Source organism: Metabacillus niabensis, assembly GCF_020524345.1.
GTDB lineage: Bacteria > Bacillota > Bacilli > Bacillales > Bacillaceae > Metabacillus > Metabacillus niabensis_B.
Window position 1 is genome coordinate 310,410 of sequence record NZ_JAIVLH010000001.1, and the last position, 24,460, is coordinate 334,869.

The 24,460-nt window shown below is 37.2% G+C and carries 29 protein-coding genes; 27 read left to right on the forward strand and 2 right to left on the reverse strand.

The genetic code is table 11. The annotated features are described in order from the left end of the window. Positions 1-153 precede the first annotated feature (153 nt). The 6 genes from LC095_RS01595 (at position 154) to LC095_RS01620 (ending at position 6,930) form a co-directional block, all read left to right on the forward strand. On the forward strand, positions 154-1,173 hold the full coding sequence (locus LC095_RS01595; RefSeq protein ID WP_226526502.1) for an ABC transporter ATP-binding protein: 1,020 nt from the start codon (positions 154-156) through the stop codon (positions 1,171-1,173). Next, positions 1,148-2,116 (forward strand): ABC transporter ATP-binding protein, encoded by a 969-nt coding sequence (locus LC095_RS01600; protein WP_226526503.1) that lies wholly within the window; start codon positions 1,148-1,150, stop codon positions 2,114-2,116. The genes LC095_RS01595 and LC095_RS01600 overlap by 26 nt, the downstream gene beginning before the upstream one ends. A gap of 45 nt (positions 2,117-2,161) precedes the next feature. After that, complete coding sequence (locus LC095_RS01605; RefSeq protein ID WP_226526504.1) at positions 2,162-3,775, forward strand: ABC transporter substrate-binding protein; 1,614 nt, start codon at positions 2,162-2,164, stop codon at positions 3,773-3,775. 185 nt (positions 3,776-3,960) lie between these two features. Beyond that, positions 3,961-4,968: an ABC transporter permease gene (locus LC095_RS01610; protein WP_226526505.1), complete on the forward strand. Its 1,008-nt coding sequence runs from the start codon at positions 3,961-3,963 to the stop codon at positions 4,966-4,968. A gap of 18 nt (positions 4,969-4,986) precedes the next feature. After that, complete coding sequence (gene nikC, locus LC095_RS01615; protein WP_226526506.1) at positions 4,987-5,886, forward strand: nickel transporter permease; 900 nt, start codon at positions 4,987-4,989, stop codon at positions 5,884-5,886. Positions 5,887-6,042: 156 nt separating this feature from the next. Beyond that, on the forward strand, positions 6,043-6,930 hold the full coding sequence (locus LC095_RS01620) for a patatin-like phospholipase family protein (RefSeq protein WP_226526507.1): 888 nt from the start codon (positions 6,043-6,045) through the stop codon (positions 6,928-6,930). Here LC095_RS01620 and LC095_RS01625 read toward each other — a convergent pair. Together LC095_RS01625 and LC095_RS01630 are read right to left on the reverse strand one after the other, a co-directional pair. Continuing rightward, positions 6,927-7,307 (reverse strand): SA1362 family protein, encoded by a 381-nt coding sequence (locus LC095_RS01625; protein ID WP_026558835.1) that lies wholly within the window; start codon positions 7,305-7,307, stop codon positions 6,927-6,929. The two genes, LC095_RS01620 and LC095_RS01625, sit on opposite strands and share 4 nt — an antisense overlap. Before the next feature lie 44 nt (positions 7,308-7,351). Next, entirely contained in the window at positions 7,352-8,299 is a 948-nt protein-coding gene (locus tag LC095_RS01630) for a DUF1385 domain-containing protein (RefSeq protein WP_226526508.1), read from the reverse strand. A gap of 530 nt (positions 8,300-8,829) precedes the next feature. Here LC095_RS01630 and LC095_RS01635 point away from each other — a divergent pair. From LC095_RS01635 to LC095_RS01735, 21 genes are all read left to right on the forward strand, one after another. Then, positions 8,830-9,351, forward strand: a complete 522-nt coding sequence (locus LC095_RS01635) for a YqhR family membrane protein (RefSeq protein WP_226526509.1) — start codon at positions 8,830-8,832, stop codon at positions 9,349-9,351. Positions 9,352-9,492: 141 nt separating this feature from the next. Continuing rightward, positions 9,493-9,936, forward strand: coding sequence for a type II 3-dehydroquinate dehydratase (aroQ, locus tag LC095_RS01640; protein ID WP_226526510.1), 444 nt, complete (start codon positions 9,493-9,495; stop codon positions 9,934-9,936). Then, a complete protein-coding gene (locus LC095_RS01645; protein ID WP_226526511.1) occupies positions 9,933-10,994 on the forward strand; it encodes a M24 family metallopeptidase in 1,062 nt (353 codons plus the stop codon). The genes aroQ and LC095_RS01645 overlap by 4 nt, the downstream gene beginning before the upstream one ends. A gap of 92 nt (positions 10,995-11,086) precedes the next feature. Continuing rightward, positions 11,087-11,644 (forward strand): elongation factor P, encoded by a 558-nt coding sequence (gene efp, locus LC095_RS01650; RefSeq protein ID WP_226526512.1) that lies wholly within the window; start codon positions 11,087-11,089, stop codon positions 11,642-11,644. A gap of 199 nt (positions 11,645-11,843) precedes the next feature. After that, positions 11,844-12,125, forward strand: coding sequence for a YqhV family protein (locus tag LC095_RS01655; protein ID WP_226526513.1), 282 nt, complete (start codon positions 11,844-11,846; stop codon positions 12,123-12,125). A gap of 106 nt (positions 12,126-12,231) precedes the next feature. Next, the gene (gene spoIIIAA / locus LC095_RS01660; RefSeq protein WP_226526514.1) at positions 12,232-13,149 is read left to right on the forward strand and encodes a stage III sporulation protein AA; all 918 of its coding nucleotides are present in this window, start codon (positions 12,232-12,234) and stop codon (positions 13,147-13,149) included. Then, positions 13,150-13,665 (forward strand): stage III sporulation protein SpoIIIAB, encoded by a 516-nt coding sequence (gene spoIIIAB / locus LC095_RS01665; protein WP_226526515.1) that lies wholly within the window; start codon positions 13,150-13,152, stop codon positions 13,663-13,665. A gap of 19 nt (positions 13,666-13,684) precedes the next feature. After that, positions 13,685-13,891 carry a stage III sporulation protein AC gene (gene spoIIIAC, locus LC095_RS01670; protein ID WP_026558844.1) on the forward strand — a complete coding sequence of 69 codons (207 nt, stop codon included), beginning with the start codon at positions 13,685-13,687 and terminating at the stop codon, positions 13,889-13,891. An 8-nt stretch (positions 13,892-13,899) separates the two neighbouring features. Continuing rightward, complete coding sequence (gene spoIIIAD / locus LC095_RS01675) at positions 13,900-14,298, forward strand: stage III sporulation protein AD (protein WP_026558845.1); 399 nt, start codon at positions 13,900-13,902, stop codon at positions 14,296-14,298. Positions 14,299-14,366: 68 nt separating this feature from the next. Then, positions 14,367-15,578, forward strand: coding sequence for a stage III sporulation protein AE (gene spoIIIAE / locus LC095_RS01680; RefSeq protein ID WP_226526516.1), 1,212 nt, complete (start codon positions 14,367-14,369; stop codon positions 15,576-15,578). A gap of 15 nt (positions 15,579-15,593) precedes the next feature. Then, positions 15,594-16,247, forward strand: coding sequence for a stage III sporulation protein AF (gene spoIIIAF, locus LC095_RS01685; protein ID WP_226526517.1), 654 nt, complete (start codon positions 15,594-15,596; stop codon positions 16,245-16,247). Further along, entirely contained in the window at positions 16,237-16,896 is a 660-nt protein-coding gene (gene spoIIIAG, locus LC095_RS01690) for a stage III sporulation protein AG (protein ID WP_226526518.1), read from the forward strand. Before spoIIIAF ends, spoIIIAG begins: the two co-directional genes overlap by 11 nt. Further along, positions 16,897-17,616, forward strand: coding sequence for a SpoIIIAH-like family protein (locus LC095_RS01695; protein ID WP_226526519.1), 720 nt, complete (start codon positions 16,897-16,899; stop codon positions 17,614-17,616). It abuts the gene before it with no gap. A gap of 271 nt (positions 17,617-17,887) precedes the next feature. Further along, positions 17,888-18,391, forward strand: a complete 504-nt coding sequence (accB, locus tag LC095_RS01700; protein WP_226526520.1) for an acetyl-CoA carboxylase biotin carboxyl carrier protein — start codon at positions 17,888-17,890, stop codon at positions 18,389-18,391. Between the two features lie 12 nt (positions 18,392-18,403). Next, positions 18,404-19,756: an acetyl-CoA carboxylase biotin carboxylase subunit gene (gene accC, locus LC095_RS01705; protein WP_226526521.1), complete on the forward strand. Its 1,353-nt coding sequence runs from the start codon at positions 18,404-18,406 to the stop codon at positions 19,754-19,756. Between the two features lie 48 nt (positions 19,757-19,804). Next, the gene (locus tag LC095_RS01710; protein WP_078433519.1) at positions 19,805-20,188 is read left to right on the forward strand and encodes an Asp23/Gls24 family envelope stress response protein; all 384 of its coding nucleotides are present in this window, start codon (positions 19,805-19,807) and stop codon (positions 20,186-20,188) included. 355 nt (positions 20,189-20,543) lie between these two features. Further along, a complete protein-coding gene (gene nusB / locus LC095_RS01715; protein WP_078432647.1) occupies positions 20,544-20,936 on the forward strand; it encodes a transcription antitermination factor NusB in 393 nt (130 codons plus the stop codon). Positions 20,937-20,954: 18 nt separating this feature from the next. Then, on the forward strand, positions 20,955-21,812 hold the full coding sequence (locus LC095_RS01720; RefSeq protein WP_226526522.1) for a bifunctional 5,10-methylenetetrahydrofolate dehydrogenase/5,10-methenyltetrahydrofolate cyclohydrolase: 858 nt from the start codon (positions 20,955-20,957) through the stop codon (positions 21,810-21,812). A 97-nt stretch (positions 21,813-21,909) separates the two neighbouring features. After that, positions 21,910-23,262 (forward strand): exodeoxyribonuclease VII large subunit, encoded by a 1,353-nt coding sequence (gene xseA, locus LC095_RS01725; RefSeq protein WP_226526523.1) that lies wholly within the window; start codon positions 21,910-21,912, stop codon positions 23,260-23,262. Continuing rightward, the gene (locus LC095_RS01730; RefSeq protein WP_226526524.1) at positions 23,255-23,509 is read left to right on the forward strand and encodes an exodeoxyribonuclease VII small subunit; all 255 of its coding nucleotides are present in this window, start codon (positions 23,255-23,257) and stop codon (positions 23,507-23,509) included. The genes xseA and LC095_RS01730 overlap by 8 nt, the downstream gene beginning before the upstream one ends. Then, on the forward strand, positions 23,506-24,390 hold the full coding sequence (locus tag LC095_RS01735) for a polyprenyl synthetase family protein (RefSeq protein ID WP_226526525.1): 885 nt from the start codon (positions 23,506-23,508) through the stop codon (positions 24,388-24,390). The genes LC095_RS01730 and LC095_RS01735 overlap by 4 nt, the downstream gene beginning before the upstream one ends. Positions 24,391-24,460 lie beyond the last annotated feature (70 nt).

Here is a 24,460-nt window from a genome sequence, read left to right on the forward strand (position 1 = left end):
GCGTTAAACGAGGGAGCGAAATCATTGTCGAACGAAACTTAAGTGTAAACGACCGATTATGACAATGAGCATTAACATATTATGCAATAATATTCAGTACTTTCATTATATTTTAATAGTTTATCATTTTAATAAAATAATGGTGGTGAGAAATTGAGTATACAACCAATACTCCAAATAAGAAAATTAAGTATATCTTTTAGATCTGAAAAAAAGGTAGTGCCAGCTGTAAAAAATATTAGTTTTGATGTATACAAGGGAGAAATAGTAGGGATTGTAGGAGAGTCTGGTAGCGGAAAGAGTGTAACATCATTAGCAGCAATGGGGTTAATTCCCAGTCCTCCAGGGTTGATCGAAACCGGTGAAATTTTGTTTGAGGGAAAAGATTTAACCAAGCTAAATGAGAAAAATATGAGAAAGATTAGAGGGAATCAAATTTCAATGATTTTCCAAGAACCAATGACCTCGTTAAATCCTTTGTTTTCGATAGGAAATCAATTAACAGAAGCACTACGATTACATACTGATGTAACAAAAAAGGGTGCCAGGTTGAAAGCAATTGAATTATTGAAATTAGTAGGGATTCCTAGAGTAGAAGAAATAATAAATGAGTATCCGCACCAACTATCCGGCGGAATGCGGCAAAGAGTTATGATCGCTATGGCGATGGTTTGTAATCCCCGTGTTTTAATAGCAGACGAGCCCACAACAGCTCTTGATGTTACGATTCAAGCGCAAATTTTAACACTTATGAAAGAACTAAATACAAACATGAATACTTCGATTATTTTCATCACACATGATTTGGGTGTAGTTGCAGAGATTTGTGATCGGGTACTTGTTATGTATTCAGGCCAAATTGTTGAACAAGGTGATGTTAAGACTATTTTAAAAGATCCAAAACATCCTTACACGAAGGGGTTAATAAAATCCATCCCGGATATTAGAGGGAAAATAGAGCGCTTATATAGTATACCTGGCCAAATTCAGAGTCATGGGAGTTCACATCAAGGGTGCCGTTTTGCCCCGCGATGTGAGGAGGCATATGGTGAATGCCTAGAAGGAGTACCAAGCTTATATAAAATGATGAAGGAAGGACATAATGTGCGGTGCTTTTTACATAAAAAGAGCGGGGAGGTTGATAAAAATGACCGAATTTCTTCTTCAAGTTGATGGATTGAAAAAAAACTTCCCAATCAATAATGGATTACTAGGGAAACAAACGGGGGAAGTGAGGGCAGTTGATGATCTATCCTTCTATGTAAAGAAAGGAGAGACTTTAGGCATTGTTGGTGAAAGTGGCTGCGGGAAATCAACTACAGGTCGTCTCCTAATGAGATTAATAGAGGCAAGTGATGGAAAAATTGTATTTGAAGATAAAGAGATAACAACAATGTCAAAGAATGAATTAAGAAAGATACGGAGAGATATCCAAATGGTTTTTCAAGATCCCTATGCCTCCTTAAATCCAAGACACTCGATTGAAAAAATTTTGGAAGAGCCATTGATTGTTCATCAAATAGGGACAAAGGAGGAAAGAAAGAAAAGGGTAAAGGAGATGTTGGAAATTGTTGGATTGGGTCGTCACCATGCTAGAAGGTATCCACACCAGTTTAGTGGTGGGCAACGACAAAGAATTGGGATAGCGAGAGCCCTTATGACAAAACCAAAATTAATTATTGCGGATGAGCCTGTTTCAGCTCTGGATGTATCAATTCAGGCCCAAGTATTAAACCTGATGAAAGATATTCAGGTGGAATTCCAACTTACCTATATTTTTATTGCACATGACCTTGGTGTTGTTCGTCATATCAGTGACAGGGTAGGAGTGATGTATTTAGGTAGATTGATTGAATTAGCGGATAGTGAGGAACTTTATAAAAAGGCTATGCATCCATATACAAAAGCACTTTTATCTGCTGTTCCAAGCGCTGATCCTGATGTTATTCGTCATAACATTCCTTTATTAGGAGAAATGCCAAGTCCTTCAAACCCGCCTTCAGGATGTGCTTTTCATACTCGATGTTCAGAAGGTATGGACATTTGTAAATCGATTAGACCTAATGATCAAAACATAGATGGTCATTTTGTTGCTTGTCATCTATACAATCGATGACAAGCAACATTGATGATAAATAACTAATGGGGGTATGAAAGGAAAATGAAAAAGAATATGAAGTGGTTACTAGTTTCATTGTTAGCACTAAGCATGCTGCTAGTTGGTTGTAGTGGAAATTCAAATCAAGAAGCAGGTGGAAAAGAACAGCCCGCAAACAATGCGGAAACCAAAAAGGACACACTGGTGTTTGGGCGTGGAGGGGATTCTACATCACTGGATCCTATTACAACGACTGAGGGAGAAACCTTTAAAGTAACGGAAAATATTTTTGAAACACTACTAGAGTATGGTGAGCAAGATACGACCTTACATCCTGGTCTTGCTGAATCGTGGGAGGTATCAGATGATGCATTAACTTACACCTTAAAGCTCCGTCAGGGTGTGAAGTTCCATGATGGGACAGATTTTAATGCAGATGCTGTTGTATTTAACTTTAATCGTTGGATGAGTGGGAATGCAGATGATTTTCCTTACTACACGATGTTTGGCGGATTTAAGGGAGAAGAAGGTCATGTTATTAAAGAGATTAAAGCTCTAGACGAGTATACAGTTGAATTTACACTTAACCGTCCCCAAGCTCCATTTCTGAAAAATTTAGCCATGTCTCCATTTGGTATTGCGAGTCCAACAGCTGTTGAGGAATATGGTGATGATTTTAGGAAAAATCCAGTCGGAACAGGTGCGTTTAAATTTGTAGAATGGAAGCAGAATGATCGAATTGTTTTGGAAAAAAATGAAAGCTATTGGATGGAAGGATTCCCAAAGTTAAATCAAGTAATATTCAGAGTTATTCCTGAAAATACGGCAAGGCTAAATGCTTTAACGAACGGAGAAATTGATTTAATGGATGGAGTTAATAATTCTGATGAAGCGACGGTTACTAATAATGATCAATTACAATTAATTGAGCGACCATCTATGAATGTTGGATACTTAGGTTTTACGACAAATAGACCGCCATTTGATAATAAGCTTGTTCGTCAAGCATTAAATCATGCGATTGATAAGCAAGGAATAATTGATGCGTTTTATGGTGGAAAAGCGGAGGCAGCGAAGAATCCAATGCCACCTTCAATTGAAGGATATAACAATGAAATTGAAGACTATCCTTATGATTTAGAAAAGGCGAAAGAGTTGTTGGCGGAAGCTGGGTATCCAGACGGATTTGACATGGACCTGTGGGCTATGCCGGTAGCAAGGCCTTATATGCCAGAAGGAATGAAGGTTGCGGAGGTTATTCAAGCATCTTTTGCAGAAATTGGCGTCAAAGCAGAAATTCAGTCGGTTGATTGGGCAACATACCTGGAAAAAGCAGCAAAAGGGGAATTCGATGCATACATGTTAGGCTGGACCGGTGATAATGGTGATCCGGATAACTTCTTATATACCCTCTTAGATAAAGATAGTATCGGAAGCAACAACTATTCTTACTATAGTAATGATGAACTTCATGATGTATTAATTAATGCTCAAAAAGAGACAGAACAAGATAAACGAAATGAATTATATAAGCAGGCTCAAGAGATTATTCATGAAGATGCACCTTGGGTTCCACTTGTTCACTCTACACCTTTATTAGCTGGAACGAGTTATATTGCTAATTACTTCCCACATCCTACCGGCTCGGAAGCATTGACAAAAGTTGAATTTAAATAAAGTTGTTAGATGGGGAGACATAGTCTCCCTTATCTCGACTGGAAATATTGAATTGGCACTTTTCTCTCCTAGTAAACCTAATCCCTATGTGAACTTTAAGGCTAGCTGCTTGATTTCCTTTTCCTCTATAAAAAGGGGGCGTTAAGATACCTAAACCTACATGTTAATAAAAAAGAGGTGAGCATATGTTGTCCTATACGGTTCGTCGACTGTTTTCACTTATACCTGTTTTGTTTGGAATGACATTGGTTGTTTTTGCCATTATACGGGCAATTCCCGGTGACCCTGCACAAGTTATTCTCGGGCAAAAGGCTACAAAAGAGGCGATTGCTACTTTAACGAAAGAATTAGGGTTAGATAAACCGTGGTATATTCAATATGTCGATTATTTACAAGCTCTTTTTACGGGAGATCTTGGTACATCATTACGGACAAGAGGGCCGATAAATGAAGAAATATGGCCATATCTGGCTGCAACCATTGAACTTACACTGGTCGCCATGATTATAGCGATCTTTATTGGAGTCAATGCAGGAATTATCAGTGCGTGGTTTTCAAATTCATGGTTTGATTACCTTGCGATGATTTTAGCATTAATCGGTGTGTCAATGCCTATATTCTGGCTTGGTTTAATGGAGCAATGGGTGTTTTCGATCGAATTAGGATGGTTACCGTCAACAGGAAGGGAAGATGTAAGAAATCCTGTTGAGGCGATAACGAATATTTATATGATTGATACAATTCTTCAAGGCAGAGCAGATCAATTTGTACAGGTTATTCAACACTTGATTCTTCCAAGCCTTGCCCTTGCGACCATTCCAATGGCTATTATCGCAAGAATGACACGTTCCACCATGCTTGAGGTTATGAAATCAGACTATATCCGAACTGCGAAAGCAAAAGGATTAAACATGTTTTGGGTTGTATATAAACATGCATTAAAAAATGCCATTATACCCGTTTTAACAGTTATTGGGTTGCAGACAGGTCTCCTTTTAGGAGGAGCAATTTTGACTGAAACAATCTTTGGGTGGCCTGGTATTGGACGTTATCTCTATGATGCCATTAGTTACCGTGATTACCCGGTTATTCAGTCAGGAATTTTAATGATTGCAGCGATTTTTGTTTTTATTAATCTAGTTGTTGATCTATTATATGCCGTTATCGATCCGCGAATTAAATATCATCAATAACGAAAAGAGGGGATATCAATGGCAGAGGTTGCTAAAAATAAACCTCATACTTTGAATAAGATAGCAGAAGAACAGGTTACACCACCATGGAAAGAGGCATGGCAAACCTTTTGTAAAAATAAATTAGCCTTGGTTGGATTAGGTCTTGTGATTTTTTTCCTTATCCTGGCGTTGCTTGCTCCAATTATTGCTCCATATGGTTTTAAGGACCAAGAACTGTCAAAACGATTACTTGCCCCATCAAGTGAACACTGGTTTGGGACTGATGATTTCGGTAGAGACATTTTTTCCCGCGTTCTATACGGTGCAAGAATATCTCTTTGGGTTGGTTTCTTTTCAGTATTAGGATCTGCGATAATTGGTACGTTTCTTGGTATTATTGCAGGTTATTACGGAAGATGGGTTGATACAATCATCTCAAGGATATTTGATATTATGTTAGCATTTCCTAGCATATTGCTAGCTATTGCAGTTGTAGCTATTCTTGGACCCTCCTTGCAAAATGCACTGATTGCAATCGCTATTATCAATATTCCAAATTTTGGTCGACTTGTAAGATCAAAAGTTCTGAGTGTTAAACAGGAGGAATACATAATGGCAGCAAAAGCGATAGGGATGCGTGATAATAGAATTCTTTTTCGGCATATTTTACCGAACAGTATGACACCAATTATTGTGCAGGGGACATTAGCCATTGCAACAGCTATTATTGAGGCGGCAGCACTAGGCTTCCTCGGATTAGGAGCTCAAGCGCCAAATCCGGAATGGGGAAAAATGTTATCAGATTCAAAGCAATACCTTATGCAGGCTCCTTGGACCTTGTTCTTTCCAGGTTTAGCCATTATGCTAACCGTTTTAGGTTTTAATTTAATGGGAGACGGCTTACGAGACGTTCTGGATCCAAAAATGAAACAATAGAATACACATGATTAGTTTTCAAAAAACTCCAAGTTGCGGGAGTTTTTTATTTTTCCTCCAAGAAAAATCGAAACCAAATTGCTTTCTAATGACAATTCGATTGGTCTATTTTTCCACCCCATCTCTTACACTATAAAAGGAGGAAGGTGAGGAGCTATGCAAATTGATGGTGTATTTTCAGGTGGTGGAATAAAGGGATTTGCTCTTATTGGAGCGTATGAGGTGATTGAAAAGAGAGGGTTCGAGTTTAAACGTCTTGCAGGTACAAGTGCAGGATCTATTATTTGTGCCTTTGTTATGGCTGGTTATAGAAGTGATGAAATATTAGAAATGATGGACGAATTAGACCTGAAAATGTTATTAGACGCCCGAAAATCATTTCTACCGCTCCCATTTACAAAATGGATTTCACTTTATTGGAATTTGGGTTTATATCGTGGAGTCAAACTGGAAGAATGGATCTGTCAAAAGTTAAAAAACAAAGGGATTTCTACATTTGCGGATCTGCCAGTAGGTAGTTTAAGAGTTGTTGCCTCAGATTTAACAAATGGTCGGTTAATCGTGTTGCCTGATGATCTTCTTAAATATGGAATCGAGCCATTATCTTTTTCAGTAGCAAAAGCAGTGAGAATGAGCTGCAGCCTCCCTTATTTTTTTGAACCTGTAAAATTAACAACGTCAAAAGGGGTTAATATTTTTGTTGATGGTGGTGTACTTAGTAACTTTCCAATATGGCTTTTTCAGCAAAAAAGTAAACATACCAAAAAAAGGCCTGTTCTAGGTATAAAATTGAGTTCTAGTGAACAGGAAAGACCCGCTAAAGAAATTCATAATGCAATTGATATGTTTAATGCTCTATTTGAAACAATGAAAGATGCACATGATAGCAGGCATATTTCCAAAAGACATGAAAAAGATATTGTGTTTATTCCTGTTGAAAACATTGTCACAACAGAATTCGAAATAAATGAACAAAAAAAACTAGCTCTAATAGAGCTAGGTCGAAGACGAACAAACGAATTTTTAAAAAATTGGTCATATTAGAAAAACGCTCGGTTTTTCTTTTTTCCTTTCTTTCCTTCAATCACTGTTAAATGTGAAGGTTGTTGCTTTTTCTTTTTTATGGCAGAGGCTTTTTTTGTTTTCTTTACTTGAGAAATGTTTCTTACATTTGAACCTTTATTGCTTCGGTCGTCAAAACGTCTTTTGGATTGTTTCGCAGCTTTTAAATAGGAAGATTGCTCTTTTCCCATTTTTCTTCTAGAAACTAATCGATAAATAAGGTAAATTAACCCGGCGATTGCTGCATAGATTGCAATTTGTTTTAAAAGCCATAGAGGCTCTGACACGAGGGTTGTGACAAAACCTATTACTCCTAGTAAAATAATAACCATGACGATCCAATTAGTACGACGAGTCATCCTGACCACCTCCAAGGAAAGATACCAATCAAAATACGCTCAAATCACACGATTTGCTCTGCGGATGTCTGAGTCTCTTTTTCCATCCGAAGAAGTTCATTAAAACTTGCGATTGCTACTTCAACTTGGTCATTTGTAGGTTCTTTTGTTGTTAAAAGTTGTAACCATAAACCCGGATACCCTAAAAATCGTAAAACCGGAATGTGGCGAACCTTATTTGTGAGCTGTAGTACTTCGAAAGAAATACCAAGTACGACAGGTATTAAAGCCAAGCGATTTACGATTCTTAACCATAATGGATCTGTCGGAACAAGTGTGTAAACAAAAACACCAACAATGACTGTAAAGAGAATAAAGCTACTGCCGCATCTGTAATGCAATCGTGATTGGCTTTGAACATTTTCAACTGTTAACTCTAGATTATTTTCGTATGTGTTAATTACTTTATGCTCTGCCCCGTGGTATTGAAACACGCGTCTTATCAAAGGTGTAAATGAGATAGCATATATGTATGCTAAAAGTAACGCGAGTTTGAAAGCACCTTCTATGAGAATTTGCCCGAAATCCGAAGAGATAAGGGGACGGAAAAATTCTGCTAAGAAAACAGGTAAAAGCGTAAAGATAACTTTACCAAAGAAAAAGGAAAGAACCCCTACTGCTGCAATGCCGAGCCACATTGTTAGTTTTGAATCACTTTTCTTTTGCTCTTCAATCATTTGCTCGTCATCCGCCGGATCAACTTCAAAGCGCTCAGTAGCGAAATTCAAGTGCTTAGACCCGTTAGCACTTGCCTCGATGATTGCCACAATTCCCCGTAAAAAAGGAATCTTTTTCAAAGAAGATAACGTTTTCTGACTTTTCCTAGGTAAATGGAAATAATCAATGGAGTTGTCTGTTCGACGAATGGCTGTTACGTAGTGGTGTTTTCCACCAAACATAACGCCTTCGATAACAGCTTGCCCACCATATGCAGGTTTTTTTTCATTTGCCATGTGACACCAACCTATCTAATTCTTATTATGGAAGTAAACAATGTTTAATCAGAGTTTAGCTATTATCTCTATAATACAGAATTTAGAAAGAAACCTCTACAGTGATGTTTAGAAATAAACATTATAAGAGCCAGCAATTTGCAAGGAACGATTAAACTGTTTATTTGGATGGTAATAATGGACAAATGATCGTGATTCTTCCTTTTTCTAACGCTTAGTTTAAACGAATTGTTGGAAATTATTCCTATACTAACATTATACCCACGCATTTTTTTACTAGACATGATTAAGATGAAAAAGTGTAAATTTTATCCCACCTTAACGGGCAGTAAAACTTCCACTTCATGATTCGAGAAAAGAAAAGAAGATAAGTTGGAGATAACTGCCCGTAAAGGTCCGATAAGTCTCGCTAACCATCAGTAGGGGATGAAGAGAACCCCCACTGATGGAAGTCTCACTTTATCCACAAGATCTTTAAGGAAACATGCATACGCAAAAAATGGACATAGTAAGAATGGAGGTGTTGGAAAATGGCAGCTAAAGAAGAAGAGAAAAAGAAAAAAGATCAACCAGATTTAGAGCAGAATAAAAAAGAAGAACCGATGTCTGTGATGGGAAAGTCGATTGTAACAGGATTTATTGGTGGAGTTTTTTGGAGTGCATTGGCCTATCTAGCTTACATTTTGAATTTCACAGAAGTAAGTCCTAACCTGATATTACAACCGTTCGCATTAGGAAACTGGAAAGATGGCGTTGTTGGTAATTTAATAAGTATTATTATTATAGGATTAATTTCGATTGGAGCAGCATTAGTGTATTATGCAATCTTAAGACGTTTCGATGGCGTATGGCTTGGTCTTGCTTACGGAGTCGCATTGTGGGCGCTGGTATTTTTTGTTCTAAATCCGATTTTTCCAAATGTAGAAACTGTTTTAGAATTATCTCGTGGAACCATAGTAACAACAATATGCCTTTATATATTGTACGGACTGTTTATCGGATACTCGATTTCGTTTGATTATAAAGAATTCAATACCAGGTTAGAAAGCTAAGGAAAACAATAGCTTGATATGGTAGAATGTTCATGTGATGAACATTCTTTTTTATGTAATTAAAAACATATCTAATAATATAAGTACACATCACATTTAGGCACTACATCCTTGCTTATGAAAAGAGGTGTAAAATCATATATGAGAGTGTTAGTTATAAATGGACCGAACTTAAATCGATTAGGTGTACGTGAACCGGGAGTTTACGGGTCAAATACATTAACAGATCTTGAAAAGGAACTCTTAACATTTGGTGAAAAGCTCAACTGTGAAGTAACTTGTTTTCAATCAAATCATGAAGGTGATTTAATTGACGCGATTCATGAAGCAGATGAACAGTATGATGGCATTGTGATCAATCCTGGTGCTTTTACACATTACAGTTATGCCATTCGGGATGCAATTGCGAGTATCTCTGTTCCAGTTATTGAAGTCCATATCTCAAATGTTCATGCAAGAGAGGAATTCCGCCATACATCAGTTACAGCTCCTGTTACAGCCGGTCAAATTATTGGGTTAGGGTTTAAAGGGTATGAATTAGCCATTCTTGCAATAAAAGACAAGATAGGAGGCAGTAGAACATGAAATTAGAAAATATCCGCAAACGCTTTAAAGAGTTATCCATTGAAGGGCTTGTTATAACAAGTAGTTACAATAGAAGATATATGACAGGTTTTACAGGTACTGCTGGAGTAGTCGTTATTTCCGAAGAAAAAGCTGTATTTATCACAGATTTCCGTTATACAGAACAAGCTGCAAAAGAGATAGATGGTTTTGAAATTGTTCAACATACGGGTCCTATTGTTGAGGAAGTTGCAACTCAAGTTGATAAACTCGGAATTAAGAGATTGGGATTTGAGCAAGATCATGTTACATATCAAACCTATACAGCGTATAAAAATGCCTTGAAAAATACAGAGTTTATCCCGGTATCTGGTGCAGTAGAAAAGTTACGCTTGATAAAGTCTCTTTCAGAGATTAAGATATTAAAGGAAGCGGCAGAGATTGCTGATGCTGCGTATAAACATATTCTTACTTTTGTCAAACCGGGTTTAAAGGAGATCGACGTAGCAAATGAGCTAGAATTTTTTATGAGAAAAAACGGAGCGGTTTCTTCATCTTTTGATATTATCGTAGCATCGGGGTATCGTTCCGCATTACCACATGGCGTTGCAAGCGAAAAAGAAATTGAAAAAGGTGATTTTGTTACACTTGATTTTGGTGCATACTACAAAGGATACTGCTCAGACATTACGAGAACGTTTGCTGTCGGTGAACCGAGTGATGAACTGAAAAATATATACTCTGTCGTACTTGAATCACAATTGCGCGGAATGAATGGTATCAAACCTGGAATGACAGGCAAGCAAGCGGATGCTTTGACTCGTGATTACATAAAAGATCAAGGCTATGGTGAGTATTTTGGTCATTCAACAGGACATGGTCTTGGAATGGAAGTACATGAAGGGCCGGCTTTATCTTTTAGATCTGATACAATTCTAGAACCAGGGATGGTTGTGACCGTTGAACCAGGTATTTATGTAGCTGGTCTTGGCGGGGTGAGAATTGAAGACGATACAGTCATCACGGCTAATGGCAATGAGTCTTTAACACATTCGCCAAAAGATCTTATTATTTTATAATAGGGAAGACATGTTCTTTACATATAAGAATGAGGTTTTGAGTGAAATGCTCAAGTTTCCTTATTTATTTACCAACTTAGGAGGACTATTTCATGATTTCAGTAAATGACTTTCGTACAGGATTAACGATTGAGGTGGACAACGGTATTTGGCGTGTAATGGATTTCCAACACGTGAAACCTGGAAAAGGTGCTGCTTTTGTTCGTTCAAAATTACGTAATCTACGTACCGGAGCGGTTCAAGAAAAAACATTTCGTGCGGGTGAAAAAGTAGCGAAAGCTCAAATTGAAACTCGTAGAATGCAATACCTATATGCAAATGGTGATCAGCATGCATTCATGGATACAGAAACATATGATCAAATTGAATTACCATCATCTCAAATTGAGTATGAATTGAAATTCCTTAAAGAAAATATGGAAGTTCAAATTATGATGTTTGGTACAGAAACACTCGGCGTAGAGCTTCCAAACACTGTTGAGTTGGAAGTAACAGACACTGAACCTGGTATTAAAGGTGATACAGCTTCAGGTGGTTCTAAACCAGCTACCCTTGAAACAGGTTTAACTGTACAAGTACCATTCTTTATTAACCAAGGTGATCGTTTAATTATTAATACAACTGAAGGCACGTACGTATCACGTGCGTAATGTCTTTACTGAAAAAAGATGCTACTTTTGTTAGCATCTTTTTTTATTGTCTTCTGCCTTTATCCCCAATATAAATAGCAATGTAACAAACCCCATGATAGAAATTCATTCGTTTTGCTCTTATCTTCTTCCATCTTTTCTGTCTAAATTACTTCTCTTTGGCATATGGTGTACAAACTTATGCTTTTAGGAGGACAACATGAAACGTTTATTTACACATATTGATTCAACAGTATTCGCTATGGCAGGTCTTAGATTTTTATCAGCAGGAATTGAATTAACAGCTGCAATTTTAATGTTGGTTTTTAATGATGTAAAAAAAGCAGTAACGATTAATTCATTATTGGCGATTGTTGGTCCAGTTATTTTTATTGTAACGATGACAATAGGGATTTTTCATATTGCCGATCAACTGTCTTATGCAAAATTACTATTTATTGGATTAGGTGTTTTTTTTATCCTCTTTGGAATCTACAAATAGATGAATAGCCCATATGCTTCACAATAAATCTCCGGGCTTTTATGTCATGAATGTGGTCAAGCATGCATAGATTAAAGTAACGAATAGGTTAATAGGAGGAAGCGGTATGAAAGAGTTGCTAGAAATGCTTCCGGAATCCATAAGAAAAGAAATCTTAAAGCTTCATCCTGCAAGTTTGTCTCGAGTAGAAGAAATTCGTATTCGTATACTGAAAAAGGTTGAAGTCATCATAGCCGGGAAACCCATTTTTCTCTCATCGATGACAACATATGAAGATTCAATCAATCTATTAAACGAGCTAAGCCATTATTCAATTTATACATTAGAGGATGAATTGAAAAAGGGCTATATCACGGTTCGTGGTGGTCACCGTGTCGGGTTAGCCGGCCGGGTGATTACAGAAAATGGACGAGTTAAAGCGATACGTGATGTAACATCTTTTAATATTCGAATTGCAAGAGAGAAGCTGGGAATTGCGGAACCATTTGTTTCATATGTCTACCATCAAAAGTGGTTAAATACCCTTATTATTGGTCCACCACAAACTGGAAAAACCACTTTGTTGCGCGATTTTGCCCGATTAATTAGCAGCGGCTATCAACATATTCCTTCAAGAAAAGTCGGGATTGTTGATGAGCGATCTGAAATAGCAGGATGTGTTAAGGGGGTACCACAGCACAAATTAGGGGATAGAGTGGATGTCCTTGATGCATGCCCTAAAGCTGAGGGAATGATGATGCTGATCAGATCGATGAGTCCGGACGTACTGGTGGTTGATGAAATCGGTACTGCTGAAGATGCGGAAGCTGTTTTAGAAGCCGTACATGCAGGTGTTCAGTTATTTGTTTCTGTACATGGATATAAAGCTAGTGAATTAATGAATCGTCCAAGCATCAAATCGTTAGTAGAGGCAAATGTTTTTGATCGGTATCTTGAATTATCAAGAAGAGATGGACCGGGAACTGTCCAGCAAATCCTAAATCATCAGGGTAAGCACTTACTAAAAGAAGGAAGTGTGTCGTAAATGATCAAATGGATGGGTGCATTTCTCATTATTATTGCGACAACTTGGGCTGGTTTTGAAGCAGCGAAACATTTAAATCAACGAACAAGACAACTTCGTCAGCTAAAAGTTGCCCTTCAATCCTTGGAGGCAGAGATTATGTATGGTCATACCTCGCTTATTGTGGCAGCACAGAATATTTCAAAACAGCTTCCGAAGCCACTATCAGGCTTCTTTGAACAGTTTGCTGAAAAGCTAATAAAAGGACACACAAGTGTAAAGGGTGCATGGGAGGAAAGTTTAAAGGAGATATGGCGCTTAACGGCTTTTAAACAGGGAGAATATGAAGTGTTAAAGCAATTTGGTGAAACGCTTGGTCAGCATGATCGAGTTTCACAGCAAAAGCATATTAGACTCGCACTTACCCATTTAGAAAGAGAAGAAGCAGATGCGATTGATCGACAAAACCGATATGAACGCATGGTCAAAAGCTTGGGAGTCTTAACGGGGTTGTTATTAGTCATTTTATTGATGTAGGTGAAAGGGAGTTGTCGCAATGGGCGTAGATATAAACACCATTTTTCAAATTGCGGGGATAGGAATCGTCGTTGCATTCCTTCACACAATTTTAGATCAAATGGGCAAGAAGGAGTATGCACAATGGGTCACATTAATTGGATTCATCTATATTTTGTTTATGGTGGCATCAATTGTAGATGATTTATTTAAGAAGATTAAATCAGTCTTTCTTTTTCAAGGGTAAGGGGGGCGATTTTTATCGAGATCATCCAAATTGTCGGACTAGGATTAATTGCAACCTTTCTTGCCCTTATTGTAAAGGAGCAAAAACCTACCTTTGCATTTATGCTTGTTGTATTTGTTGGGTGTGTGATTTTTCTTTTTTTAATTGATCAAGTATATGAAATTGTCCGAATGGTTGAACGGATTGCTTTAAATGCAAATGTTAATTTGATTTATGTAGAAACGATCCTAAAAATAATCGGCATCGCTTATATAGCAGAGTTTGGTGCGCAAATTACAAAAGACGCAGGACAAGGTGCCATTGCTTCTAAGATTGAATTAGGAGGGAAAATCCTTATTCTTACCATGGCTATCCCAATTTTAACGGTTATCATTGAGACGGTTCTAGGAATGATACCAGGAACATAATTCATTCTTATCAAGAAGTAAGGAATGAATGAAGAAAGAAAGAAGCTGAATAAGCTGGAGGTGTGTGAATGCGGCAAATACTTACTTTCATATTCTTTGTTTCTATTTTTCTAGTAGTCCCAATAAATGTACAAGCCTCCACGACTCCACAGCAAACATCAGAAGAAGCCAATTCGGATTTAGAAATAAATGCCGAGACCTTTGTTAATGAACAGGTTGAAAATCTTGAAATCTCAGATATCAAAACCTATTGGGATGAAGTAATGACAAAATACGGAGGGTTTTTACCCGAAAGTCAAAAAGGTAGTCTTCTTCAATTCCTAAATGGTGAAAAAGAACTTTCTTTTCAAGAGTGGATAAAAGCATTTTTGAAATTTATGTTTCATGAATTAATAGCGAATGGAAAATTACTGGGCACACTTATTTTGCTAACAATTTTTAGTATGCTTTTGCAGTTATTGCAGAATGCCTTCAATCAGAGCGCTGTAAGCAAAGTGGCATATGCTTTAGTGTATATGGTGTTAATCATTATTGCCCTAAATAGTTTTCATGTGGCCATTGAGTATACAAATGAAGCGATCCATGCAATGACGAACTTTATTTTGGCACTGATTCCACTTTTATTAGCATTAATGGCTTCTTCAGGGGGACTAGCCTCTGCAGCATTTTTTCACCCTGTCATCATTTTTCTTATGAATACAAGCGGTCTATTGATTCAGAATGTTGTGTTGCCGCTATTATTTTTATCTGCCCTTTTGAATATTGTAAGCACTCTAACAGACCAATACAAAGTCACCCAGCTTGCTAACTTGTTAAGAAATATAAGCATCGGTTTATTAGCTTCCTTTCTTACAATTTTTCTAGGTGTCATATCTGTCCAGGGTGCCTCGGCGGCTGTGACAGACGGAATTACGATCCGAACGGCAAAATTTATTACGGGAAATTTTATTCCTGTCCTGGGAAGAATGTTTACTGATGCTACGGACACAGTCATAAGTGCATCTGTTTTATTGAAAAACACGGTTGGTGTACTTGGAGTAGCTGTGCTGTTGTTTATCGTTGCTTTCCCTGCGATTAAAGTATTATCTCTTGCATTAATCTATAAGTTTGCGGCAGCAATTCTACAACCACTTGGCGGGGGACCTGTCATTTCCTGTTTAGATATTATTAGTAAAAGTGTCATTTATATATTTGCTGCATTGGCTATTGTGTCGTTAATGTTTTTCTTAAGTTTAACAGTTATTATCGCTGCCAGTAATTTAACAATCATGATGCGTTAAGAGGGAGGAGATAAAGTGTCGTTTCTAACAGAATGGATAACCAATATCATTGTTTTTATTTTACTGGCCGTCGTTATCGACCTGTTATTACCAAATTCCTCCATGCAAAAATACGCAAAAATGGTCATTAGTTTACTGTTAATCATTGTTATTATCAATCCGATTTTTAAAATTTTTTCAACAGATATGAATGACATACTAGCGGAATTCAATCTTCAAGCGGCTTCAGAAGATGAAAACGGAAAAAATTTAATAGAATTTCAGAAAAAAGAAATACAAGCCTCACAACGTGCATATATTTTAGAACAAATGGCTGTCCAAATGAAAACGATGGCAGAAGAGGAGCTGGTGCAAAAATATGATGTGATGATTGAATCAATCCTTCTTTCCGAATCAGAAAATGTAGGAGACATTGCCTCTCAAAAGGATTTGCAACATATTCAGGTAATCTTAAAACCAAATGAAGTAACAGAAGTAGCAGGGGATGGAACAGTAGAAGTTATTGAGCCTGTCAAAATTGATGCATCTAAAGACATAACAAAAAATGAATCTGTAGATAAAATTCATAAAGAAGTAATCGCAGCATCGTTAGCAAAAATTTGGGAAGTCGAAGAAGAAAAAATCACATTGGATCTGGAAAGGGGGGAGGAGTCATTAAATGAGCAATAAAGAAAGCTTTATAGATAAACTTAAATCAATTCTTGGTCAGTCAAACTCGAAGAAACCATCAAAATATCATTATTTTATTCTAGTGTTTGTTCTAGGAGTTGCCTTTATGCTAGTAAGCAATCTTTTTACAAGTAGTCCTGAACAATCACAGAATTCAATACAAACATCCGCTAATACCTCAGCAAATGAAGAAACAGAGGTATTCAAACAGACAAATGGTGATAAGGCTGACTCCATCTCTGATTATGAAGCAGAATATGAGAATCAATTAAAGGAAGTGCTAGAGTCAATATCAGGGGTTGGTGAGGTACATGTCGTTGTAAATGTGGATTCCACCTCAAAGAAGATTGTTGAAAAAAACACCGTCACGCAGAGCCAAACAACTACCGAGACGGATCGTGAGGGTGGTAAACGTGAAGTAGAGGATTCTTCAAAAGATGAACAAGTTGTCATTATCCAAGATGGTGAAAAAGAGGCACCCATTGTCATTCAAACAAAAAAGCCTGAAATTCGCGGTGTCTTAGTCGTCGCCGGTGGTGCTGACAACATTCACATAAAAAAGACCATTGTAGAATCGGTTACGAGAGTGCTGGGAGTACCCAGCCACCGAGTAGCTGTAGCATCGAAAAAAATGAAGGAGGATGAATAGATGATGTTGAAAAAGCAAACGGTTTGGTTATTAACAATGCTAAGTTTAGTGGTGGTATTATCTGTATATTATGTTACTTCTCCGGAGGGTGGATCAAGTAATGTTGTTATGACTGGTGACGATCAAAAAGTGAGTGAAAATGCAAAAACTGAGGATGGTCAGGAGGTAGCGAAAGAAGAGGGGGCAGAAGCAGAAAATGCTGAAGCTACTGAAACAACAGAAGAATCAGAAGCAACAGAAGAATCCCAAGCAACTGATACAGATGAAACATCAGAAAAAACTGAAGGTACTGAAGCTGGCGAAGAAGGTGAAGTACAAACTGAAGAGTTAGAAGATGGAACTGTTATCTCAAGCTCCAGTGTTTCAAGTGATGAGTTATTTACTGAACTTCGTATGCAATTAGATGATCAACGAAATGAGTTAAAAGAACAATTACAAACGATCGTTGCAAGTAATGATGCATCTGCAACAGAGAAAAGCGACGCTTATGATGAAATGGAAGCATTGAATGATGCAGCAAGAAAGGAAATGCTTCTTGAAACGTTAATCAAATCAAAAGGATTTGACGATGCACTTGTTCGAGCAGATGGGAATAATGTGAAAATTACTGTAAAAGCAAAAGAACATAATGCATCTTCGGCTAACCAAATCATGACACTTGTAAGAGATGAAATGGAAAACATGGAAGATGTTATTGTAACTTTCGAGCCTGCTCAATAAAGATGGTATAATAGGAAGGATCAATCCATAAAGGGTTGATCCTTTTCCTATTCTATCCATAATCTTCAAATTTTTATGGAAAAAGATCATCCAAGAAGAAAAAAATTTACGCTCCTTCTGTAGAATTGCTCATAAATGGGAAGAATTAATGTTGAATTTCTTCTATTATGTATCGTAAGATGGTATTATGGGACTAAGTTTTAGTACTAGATTATAAAATAAAAGATCATGAGTTTTACCATGGTCACATGAATTAAAGGGGTGCTTAAGCATGCTAAAGATCCAGGAAATCAGAGAAATTATTAAATTAATTGATCATTCCTCTATTAATGAATTTACATTTGAACAAGATGGTTCAAAAATAAAAATGAAAAAACAAACAAATGAGGTTGAAACAGTTGTACGTAACGTAGTGGCTGCTCCACCAGCTGAAGCTGCCCAAGTGCAGCAGATAGAAACACAAGCAGCACCTGCACAACCAGCTACACTTGAGGTTTCCGCACCGATAGAGGAGTCTAAAGCAGACACTGCAAATTTACATAAAATTACGTCTCCAATGGTTGGGACATTCTATGCAGCTTCATCACCTGAGGCAGGAAATTATGTTGAAGTTGGTTCTAAAGTAACAAATGATTCAGTTGTTTGTATCGTAGAAGCGATGAAACTTTTTAATGAAATCGAAGCAGAAGTAAAAGGTGAGATTGTTGAAATACTCGCAGAAAATGGACAACTTGTTGAGTATGGTCAACCTCTATTCCTTGTAAAGCCTGAGTAAGGAGCTAAAATGATGATTAAGAAATTATTAATAGCCAATCGAGGCGAGATTGCTGTTCGAATAATCCGAGCATGTAAAGAGCTTGATATTGAAACAGTTGCTGTTTTTTCAGAAGCGGACAGAGAAGCCCTGCATGTACAGTTAGCTGACGAAGCTTATTGTATTGGGCCAACATCTTCAAAAGACAGCTATTTGAACTTTACGAATATTATTAGCGTAGCTAAGCTAACGGAAAGTGATGCGATTCACCCCGGATACGGCTTTTTAGCAGAAAATGCCGACTTTGCTGAGCTTTGTAAAGAATGCAATATTATCTTCGTAGGTCCTAGCGCTGACGCAATTTCGAAAATGGGAACAAAAGATGTTGCAAGGGAAACGATGCGCCAGGCCGGTGTTCCGATTGTCCCGGGCTCAAAAGGAATTATTGAGAACATTGATGAAGCGAAAAAATTAGCCAACGATATGGGATATCCTGTTATAATTAAAGCAACTGCTGGCGGAGGAGGTAAAGGTATCCGTGTTGCTCAAGACGAGCAGGCACTTATAAAAGGAATCGAAATCACCCAGCAAGAGGCAGCAACTGCGTTTGGAAATCCTGGAGTATATATTGAAAAATACATTGAAGATTTCCGTCACGTAGAAATTCAGGTGTTAGCTGATACCCATGGTAATACAATACATCTAGGTGAACGTGATTGTTCAATTCAACGTAGACTTCAAAAATTAATAGAAGAAACACCATCACCAGCTCTTGACGAAGATATTCGTTCGCAAATGGGAGAAGCGGCAGTTAAGGCAGCTGAAGCTGTTCAATATACTGGTGCAGGAACAGTTGAATTCATTTTTGACCATGTGAATAAGAAGTATTATTTTATGGAAATGAATACACGTATCCAAGTTGAACATCCAGTAACTGAAATGGTAACGGGCATAGACTTAATAAAAGAACAAATTAAAGTAGCTTCCGGTGAGAAATTGTCTGTATCACAAGAAGAAGTAACATTTAATGGCTGGTCTATTGAGTGTCGTATTAATGCAGAAAATCCAGAAAAGAACTTCATGCCGTCTCCCGGCAGAATTGAGATGTACTTACCTCCGGGAGGTTTGGGTGTAAGAGTGGATTCAGCAGCATATCCCGGATATTCAATTCCGCCATATTATGATTCAATGATTGCAAAGCTAATAACATATGGTGCTACCAGAGAAGAAGCAATCTCTCGTATGAAACGTGCATTAAGTGAATTTGTGATAGAAGGTATTTCTACTACAATTCCATTCCATTTAAGACTTCTTGATCACGAAAAATTTGTTAGCGGAGAGTTTAATACAAAATTTTTAGAACTGCATAAAGTGATGGAATCATAAAAATACACGGAGGTGCGATTCTTGAAAGAGACAAATAATGTGTTAGAAATGAATCCTGAGAATAATGGTTTAGGTAAAGTTGAAATTGCTCCGGAAGTAATTGAAGTGATAGCAGGTATTGCTGCTTCTGAAATTGAAGGTGTTGCTTCAATGCGAGGCAATTTTGCAGCCGGCGTTGTAGAGCGTCTGGGAAAGAAAAATCATGGTAAAGGTGTAAAAGTTGATTTAACTGACGTAGGAATCATTATCGACGTATACTGTGTGATGATCTTTGGTGTATCAATTCCGACTGTTGCTCAAAAAATTCAAGATAATATTCGTCAAGCATTATTGAATATGACAGCATTAGAAGTGAACGAAGTGAATATTCACGTTGTGGGTGTTCAATTTGAAACAAAAACTCAAGATGTTGAAGTAGATCAAGAAATGTAGATAATGAATAGAAATTAAGTTACAAAAAAGCCAAGGGTTATGCCTTTGGTTTCTTTTTTTGTGTCAGATCAGATAGTATAAGAAAAACTAAGGCATTTGACATAAGGGCTTGGTGATAAGCCAAGTTTTTCTAATGACATAGTATTTAGTTAAATTGGTTTATAGTATAGTTATCACTGGTTATATTGTTAAGAGGATATATTTAAACAAACAACGAATGTTTATTTGGATAAAAGCCTTTTCATTCGGGATATAACAAAAAACATATGAAATTACGAATGAATCTACTAGGTAGATATGGTATGATCACTTTATGACATTCGACATTTTTAAACATTAAAGGAGCAAGTATAGAATGAAGCGTAGAACAGCAAGGGAAAAGGCACTGCAAGCACTATTTCAAGTGAATGTTAGCCAAACAGACCCAAATGAAGCAATTGAGCATGCGTTGGAAGAGGAACGATCAGACGCGTTTTTGAACCAGCTCGTATTCGGAACAATTGAACATCAGAAGGAGTTGGATGAGCTCATTGCTCCACACCTTGTTAACTGGACAATTGAGCGTTTAGCAAATATCGATAAAACGATATTACGTATGGCTGCATATGAACTGAAATTTGCAGAAGATGTTCCAGCAAATGTAGCGATTGATGAAGCTGTTGAATTAGCAAAGGCATTTGGTGATGACCATTCAAGTAAGTTTGTTAATGGTGTACTTTCTAAAATTAAACAAAATCTAGAGAGATAACTTTAGGAGGAATTAGGAATGGCTGCAACAATCATTGATGGTAAAGAATTATCAAAAACAAAAAGAAGTGAGCTGGCGGTAGAGGTAGAACAAATTAAGGCAAGGGGATTACTACCAAAGCTCGTTGTTATTTTAGTAGGAGATAACCCTGCATCTGTTTCTTACATTAGAGGAAAGCAAAAAGCTGCTGAAGAAATCGGTGTTGGATTTAAATTGGAACATTTCCCCGAGTCTCTAAGTGAAAATGAACTTCTTGATGTTATTGAGAGCTATAATAACAATAATGAATATCATGGGATTTTAGTTCAACTTCCATTACCGGGACATATTAATGAAACTGCTGTTGTGGAAAAAATATCACCTCTAAAAGATGTTGACGGCTTCCACCCAATCAATATCGGTAGAATGATGACTGGACAAGATACATTTTTACCATGCACACCTGCAGGTATTGTTGAAATGATCAAATCAGTAGGTGTTGAAATAGCCGGAAAAAATGTAGTAGTAGTTGGAAGAAGTAATATTGTTGGTAAACCGGTAGGTCAATTACTATTAAACGAACATGCAACAGTTACTTATTGCCATTCAAAAACAAAAGATTTAACTTCTTATACAAAAGAAGCGGATATTTTGGTTGCAGCTGTTGGACGAGCTAATTTTATTAAAGGAAACCAAATCAAACCTGGAGCAGTCGTAATTGATGTTGGTGTAAATCGATTAGATACTGGGAAATTGGTTGGAGATGTAGTATTTGATGAGGCAAAGGATGTGGCTAGTTTCTTAACACCTGTTCCAGGGGGAGTAGGTCCAATGACGATCACAATGCTTGCTCATAATACTGTACAATCAGCAAAAAATTACTTAGAAAGCAAATAAGCCTTCTATTAATTAAGAAAGTTCAGGGCGGAATGAGGCTTAGCATTCTGTCCTTAACTTTTTTTTGAATCTACACGATTGGAAAGGAGGCAACTATATGAGTGAACCTAGGTATGTGACAGTTACAGCACTTACAAAATATATAAAACGTAAATTTGATGTTGATCCTCATTTGACTGATATATGGATTAAAGGAGAAATTTCAAATTTTAATCTTCATAGTCGGGGACATATGTACTTTACGCTAAAAGATGAAAAAGCAAGAATCCAAGCTGTTATGTTTGCCGGAGCTAATAAATCGTTGAAATTTAAGCCAGAAAACGGTATGAAGGTTCTATTGCGAGGTGAAATCACTGTATATGAACAAAGTGGCGGATATCAAGTATATGTGAAAGAGATGCAGCCGGATGGGATCGGCAGTCTTTATCTGGCTTATGAGGAATTAAAGAAAAAGCTTCAACAAGAGGGTCTTTTTGAAGAGAAATATAAAAAACCAATACCAAGATATCCTAATGAAGTCGGGGTTATCACTTCACCAACCGGAGCGGCAATTCGTGATATTTTAACAACAATAAATAGAAGATATCCAATGGCGAAGGTCATATTAATTCCAGCACTTGTTCAAGGTATTCAAGCAGGTGCATCCGTTGCTGAAGCAATTAAAAAGGCAAACCGATTAGGAACCCTTGATGTATTAATTGTTGGTCGTGGCGGGGGATCAATTGAGGAATTATGGGCATTTAATGAAGAAATAGTTGCTCGTGAGATATTCTCTTCACAAGTGCCGATCATTTCAGCAGTTGGACATGAAACAGATTTTACAATTGCAGATTTTGTAGCCGATTTACGTGCACCCACACCTACTGGTGCTGCAGAGATGGCTGTTCCACATTCTACAGAATTGTTGGAAAGAATTTTAGAACGAAAAAACCGATTAACAAGAGCAATGACGGAAAAATTGTCTGCACAAAAGGAAAAGCTGAATCATTATAGAACATCCTATGCATTTCGATATCCTAAACAGCTTTATTTGCAAAAGGAACAACAGCTTGACAACATAATTGATCGATTGCATAAAGAAGGAGAAAGAGTGATCCTTCGTAAAAAAGAAACGTATACATATGTTAAAAACCGACTTGAAAAAGTTCATCCAAAGGATCAGGTAAAACGCTCGAATGAAGCGTATGAGACTTTGTTAAAAAAGCTTAATAGGGAAATGTCATCAATTATCACACATAAACATTCGCAATTTCATGCTACAATTGATAAACTAAATGCATTAAGTCCGTTAAAAATTATGGACCGCGGGTATAGCCTAGTTTACCAAGAAGATAAGCTGATCAAAAGCGTAAATCAAATTTCTAAAGGTCAAGTACTAAAGGTGCAATTAAAAGATGGACAACTTGATTGTGAAGTTCAGGGAATAGAGGAGCGTACGATTCATGAGTAATGAAAAACAAAGTAAAGAAGAAGAGTTATCATTCGAACAGGCCATGCAACAGCTCGAGGAGATTGTTGGAAAACTTGAAGAAGGTGATGTTCCGTTAGAAAAAGCAATCGAATATTTTCAAAATGGTATGGAACTTTCAAAGCTTTGTCATGATAAGCTGCAGCATGTTGAAAAACAGATGGATTATATCTTGCGCGAAGATGGTGAATTAAAGCCGTTTGAGCTTCAGGAGGAAGAGAAATCGTGAATATTAATGTGAACGATTTTCTAATCTCTCGTAAAAAGAAAATTGAAGAAGCTCTGCCGCTATTTATTAATGATTTATCAACTCCTCAATCCATTAAAGAATCAATGCTTTATTCATTAAAAGCAGGTGGGAAGCGCTTACGACCGGTGCTGGTCTTGGCTTTACTTCATACGTATAAAAAGTCTGAGGACATAGGAATTGCGACTGCCTGTGCAATTGAAATGATTCATACATACTCATTAGTCCATGATGACTTACCTTGTATGGATGATGATGATTTGAGAAGAGGAAAGCCGACTAATCATAAAGTATTCGGAGAAGCAGTGGCCGTTTTAGCAGGTGATGGTTTATTAACACAGAGTTTTTCTCTGATCGTGGATGATCCTGCTGTAAAAGCTGAGAATAAGTTAAGACTAGTATCTGAACTTGTTAAAGCAGCTGGTGCAGAAGGAATGGTTGGCGGACAAGTTGCAGATATGGAAGGTGAAGCAAAAAGTCTAAGCCTTGAGGAACTTCAATATATCCATGAAAATAAAACGGCTAAATTATTAGGCTTTAGTATTCTTGCTGGAGCAATATTAGCAGAAGCGCCAGAAGAAGATATTGAAAAATTAAGAGAATTTTCTTATCATATTGGAATTGCGTTCCAAATCAGAGATGATATTTTGGATATTGAGGGCAGTCAAGATAAGCTTGGGAAGCCTGTAGGATCAGATACCCTTAATGAAAAAACAACATATCCTTCTATTCTTTCTATGCAGGGGGCAAAAGAAAAACTTCAAGATCATATTAAGCAAGCGAAAGAACTGCTTTTGCACCTGTCAACAAAAACCGATTTATTGGAACAGTTTTGTGATTTAATTGCCAAAAGAGATCATTAATTTATGATGTACCATCTAACCGTTTTCCATTTGGAGACGGTTTTCTTATTAGGAGTTTCTTTACCTGTAA

Bases quoted from the DNA above. Each gene is read 5' to 3' on its own strand.
- LC095_RS01695 (WP_226526519.1), top strand. From the start codon at position 16,897: ATGATGTTGAAAAAGCAAACGGTTTGGTTATTAACAATGCTAAGTTTA.
- nusB (WP_078432647.1), top strand. From the start codon at position 20,544: ATGAAGCGTAGAACAGCAAGGGAAAAGGCACTGCAAGCACTATTTCAA.
- spoIIIAG (WP_226526518.1), top strand. From the start codon at position 16,237: ATGAGCAATAAAGAAAGCTTTATAGATAAACTTAAATCAATTCTTGGT.
- LC095_RS01730 (WP_226526524.1), top strand. From the start codon at position 23,255: ATGAGTAATGAAAAACAAAGTAAAGAAGAAGAGTTATCATTCGAACAG.
- spoIIIAE (WP_226526516.1), top strand. From the start codon at position 14,367: ATGCGGCAAATACTTACTTTCATATTCTTTGTTTCTATTTTTCTAGTA.
- spoIIIAB (WP_226526515.1), top strand. From the start codon at position 13,150: ATGATCAAATGGATGGGTGCATTTCTCATTATTATTGCGACAACTTGG.
- LC095_RS01710 (WP_078433519.1), top strand. From the start codon at position 19,805: ATGAATCCTGAGAATAATGGTTTAGGTAAAGTTGAAATTGCTCCGGAA.
- LC095_RS01610 (WP_226526505.1), top strand. From the start codon at position 3,961: ATGTTGTCCTATACGGTTCGTCGACTGTTTTCACTTATACCTGTTTTG.
- LC095_RS01600 (WP_226526503.1), top strand. From the start codon at position 1,148: ATGACCGAATTTCTTCTTCAAGTTGATGGATTGAAAAAAAACTTCCCA.
- LC095_RS01720 (WP_226526522.1), top strand. From the start codon at position 20,955: ATGGCTGCAACAATCATTGATGGTAAAGAATTATCAAAAACAAAAAGA.
- LC095_RS01635 (WP_226526509.1), top strand. From the start codon at position 8,830: ATGGCAGCTAAAGAAGAAGAGAAAAAGAAAAAAGATCAACCAGATTTA.
- accB (WP_226526520.1), top strand. From the start codon at position 17,888: ATGCTAAAGATCCAGGAAATCAGAGAAATTATTAAATTAATTGATCAT.
- LC095_RS01620 (WP_226526507.1), top strand. From the start codon at position 6,043: ATGCAAATTGATGGTGTATTTTCAGGTGGTGGAATAAAGGGATTTGCT.
- LC095_RS01655 (WP_226526513.1), top strand. From the start codon at position 11,844: ATGAAACGTTTATTTACACATATTGATTCAACAGTATTCGCTATGGCA.
- nikC (WP_226526506.1), top strand. From the start codon at position 4,987: ATGGCAGAGGTTGCTAAAAATAAACCTCATACTTTGAATAAGATAGCA.
- LC095_RS01625 (WP_026558835.1), bottom strand. From the start codon at position 7,307: ATGACTCGTCGTACTAATTGGATCGTCATGGTTATTATTTTACTAGGA.
- LC095_RS01605 (WP_226526504.1), top strand. From the start codon at position 2,162: ATGAAAAAGAATATGAAGTGGTTACTAGTTTCATTGTTAGCACTAAGC.
- LC095_RS01630 (WP_226526508.1), bottom strand. From the start codon at position 8,299: ATGGCAAATGAAAAAAAACCTGCATATGGTGGGCAAGCTGTTATCGAA.
- aroQ (WP_226526510.1), top strand. From the start codon at position 9,493: ATGAGAGTGTTAGTTATAAATGGACCGAACTTAAATCGATTAGGTGTA.
- LC095_RS01645 (WP_226526511.1), top strand. From the start codon at position 9,933: ATGAAATTAGAAAATATCCGCAAACGCTTTAAAGAGTTATCCATTGAA.
- accC (WP_226526521.1), top strand. From the start codon at position 18,404: ATGATTAAGAAATTATTAATAGCCAATCGAGGCGAGATTGCTGTTCGA.
- xseA (WP_226526523.1), top strand. From the start codon at position 21,910: ATGAGTGAACCTAGGTATGTGACAGTTACAGCACTTACAAAATATATA.
- spoIIIAC (WP_026558844.1), top strand. From the start codon at position 13,685: ATGGGCGTAGATATAAACACCATTTTTCAAATTGCGGGGATAGGAATC.
- efp (WP_226526512.1), top strand. From the start codon at position 11,087: ATGATTTCAGTAAATGACTTTCGTACAGGATTAACGATTGAGGTGGAC.
- spoIIIAA (WP_226526514.1), top strand. From the start codon at position 12,232: ATGAAAGAGTTGCTAGAAATGCTTCCGGAATCCATAAGAAAAGAAATC.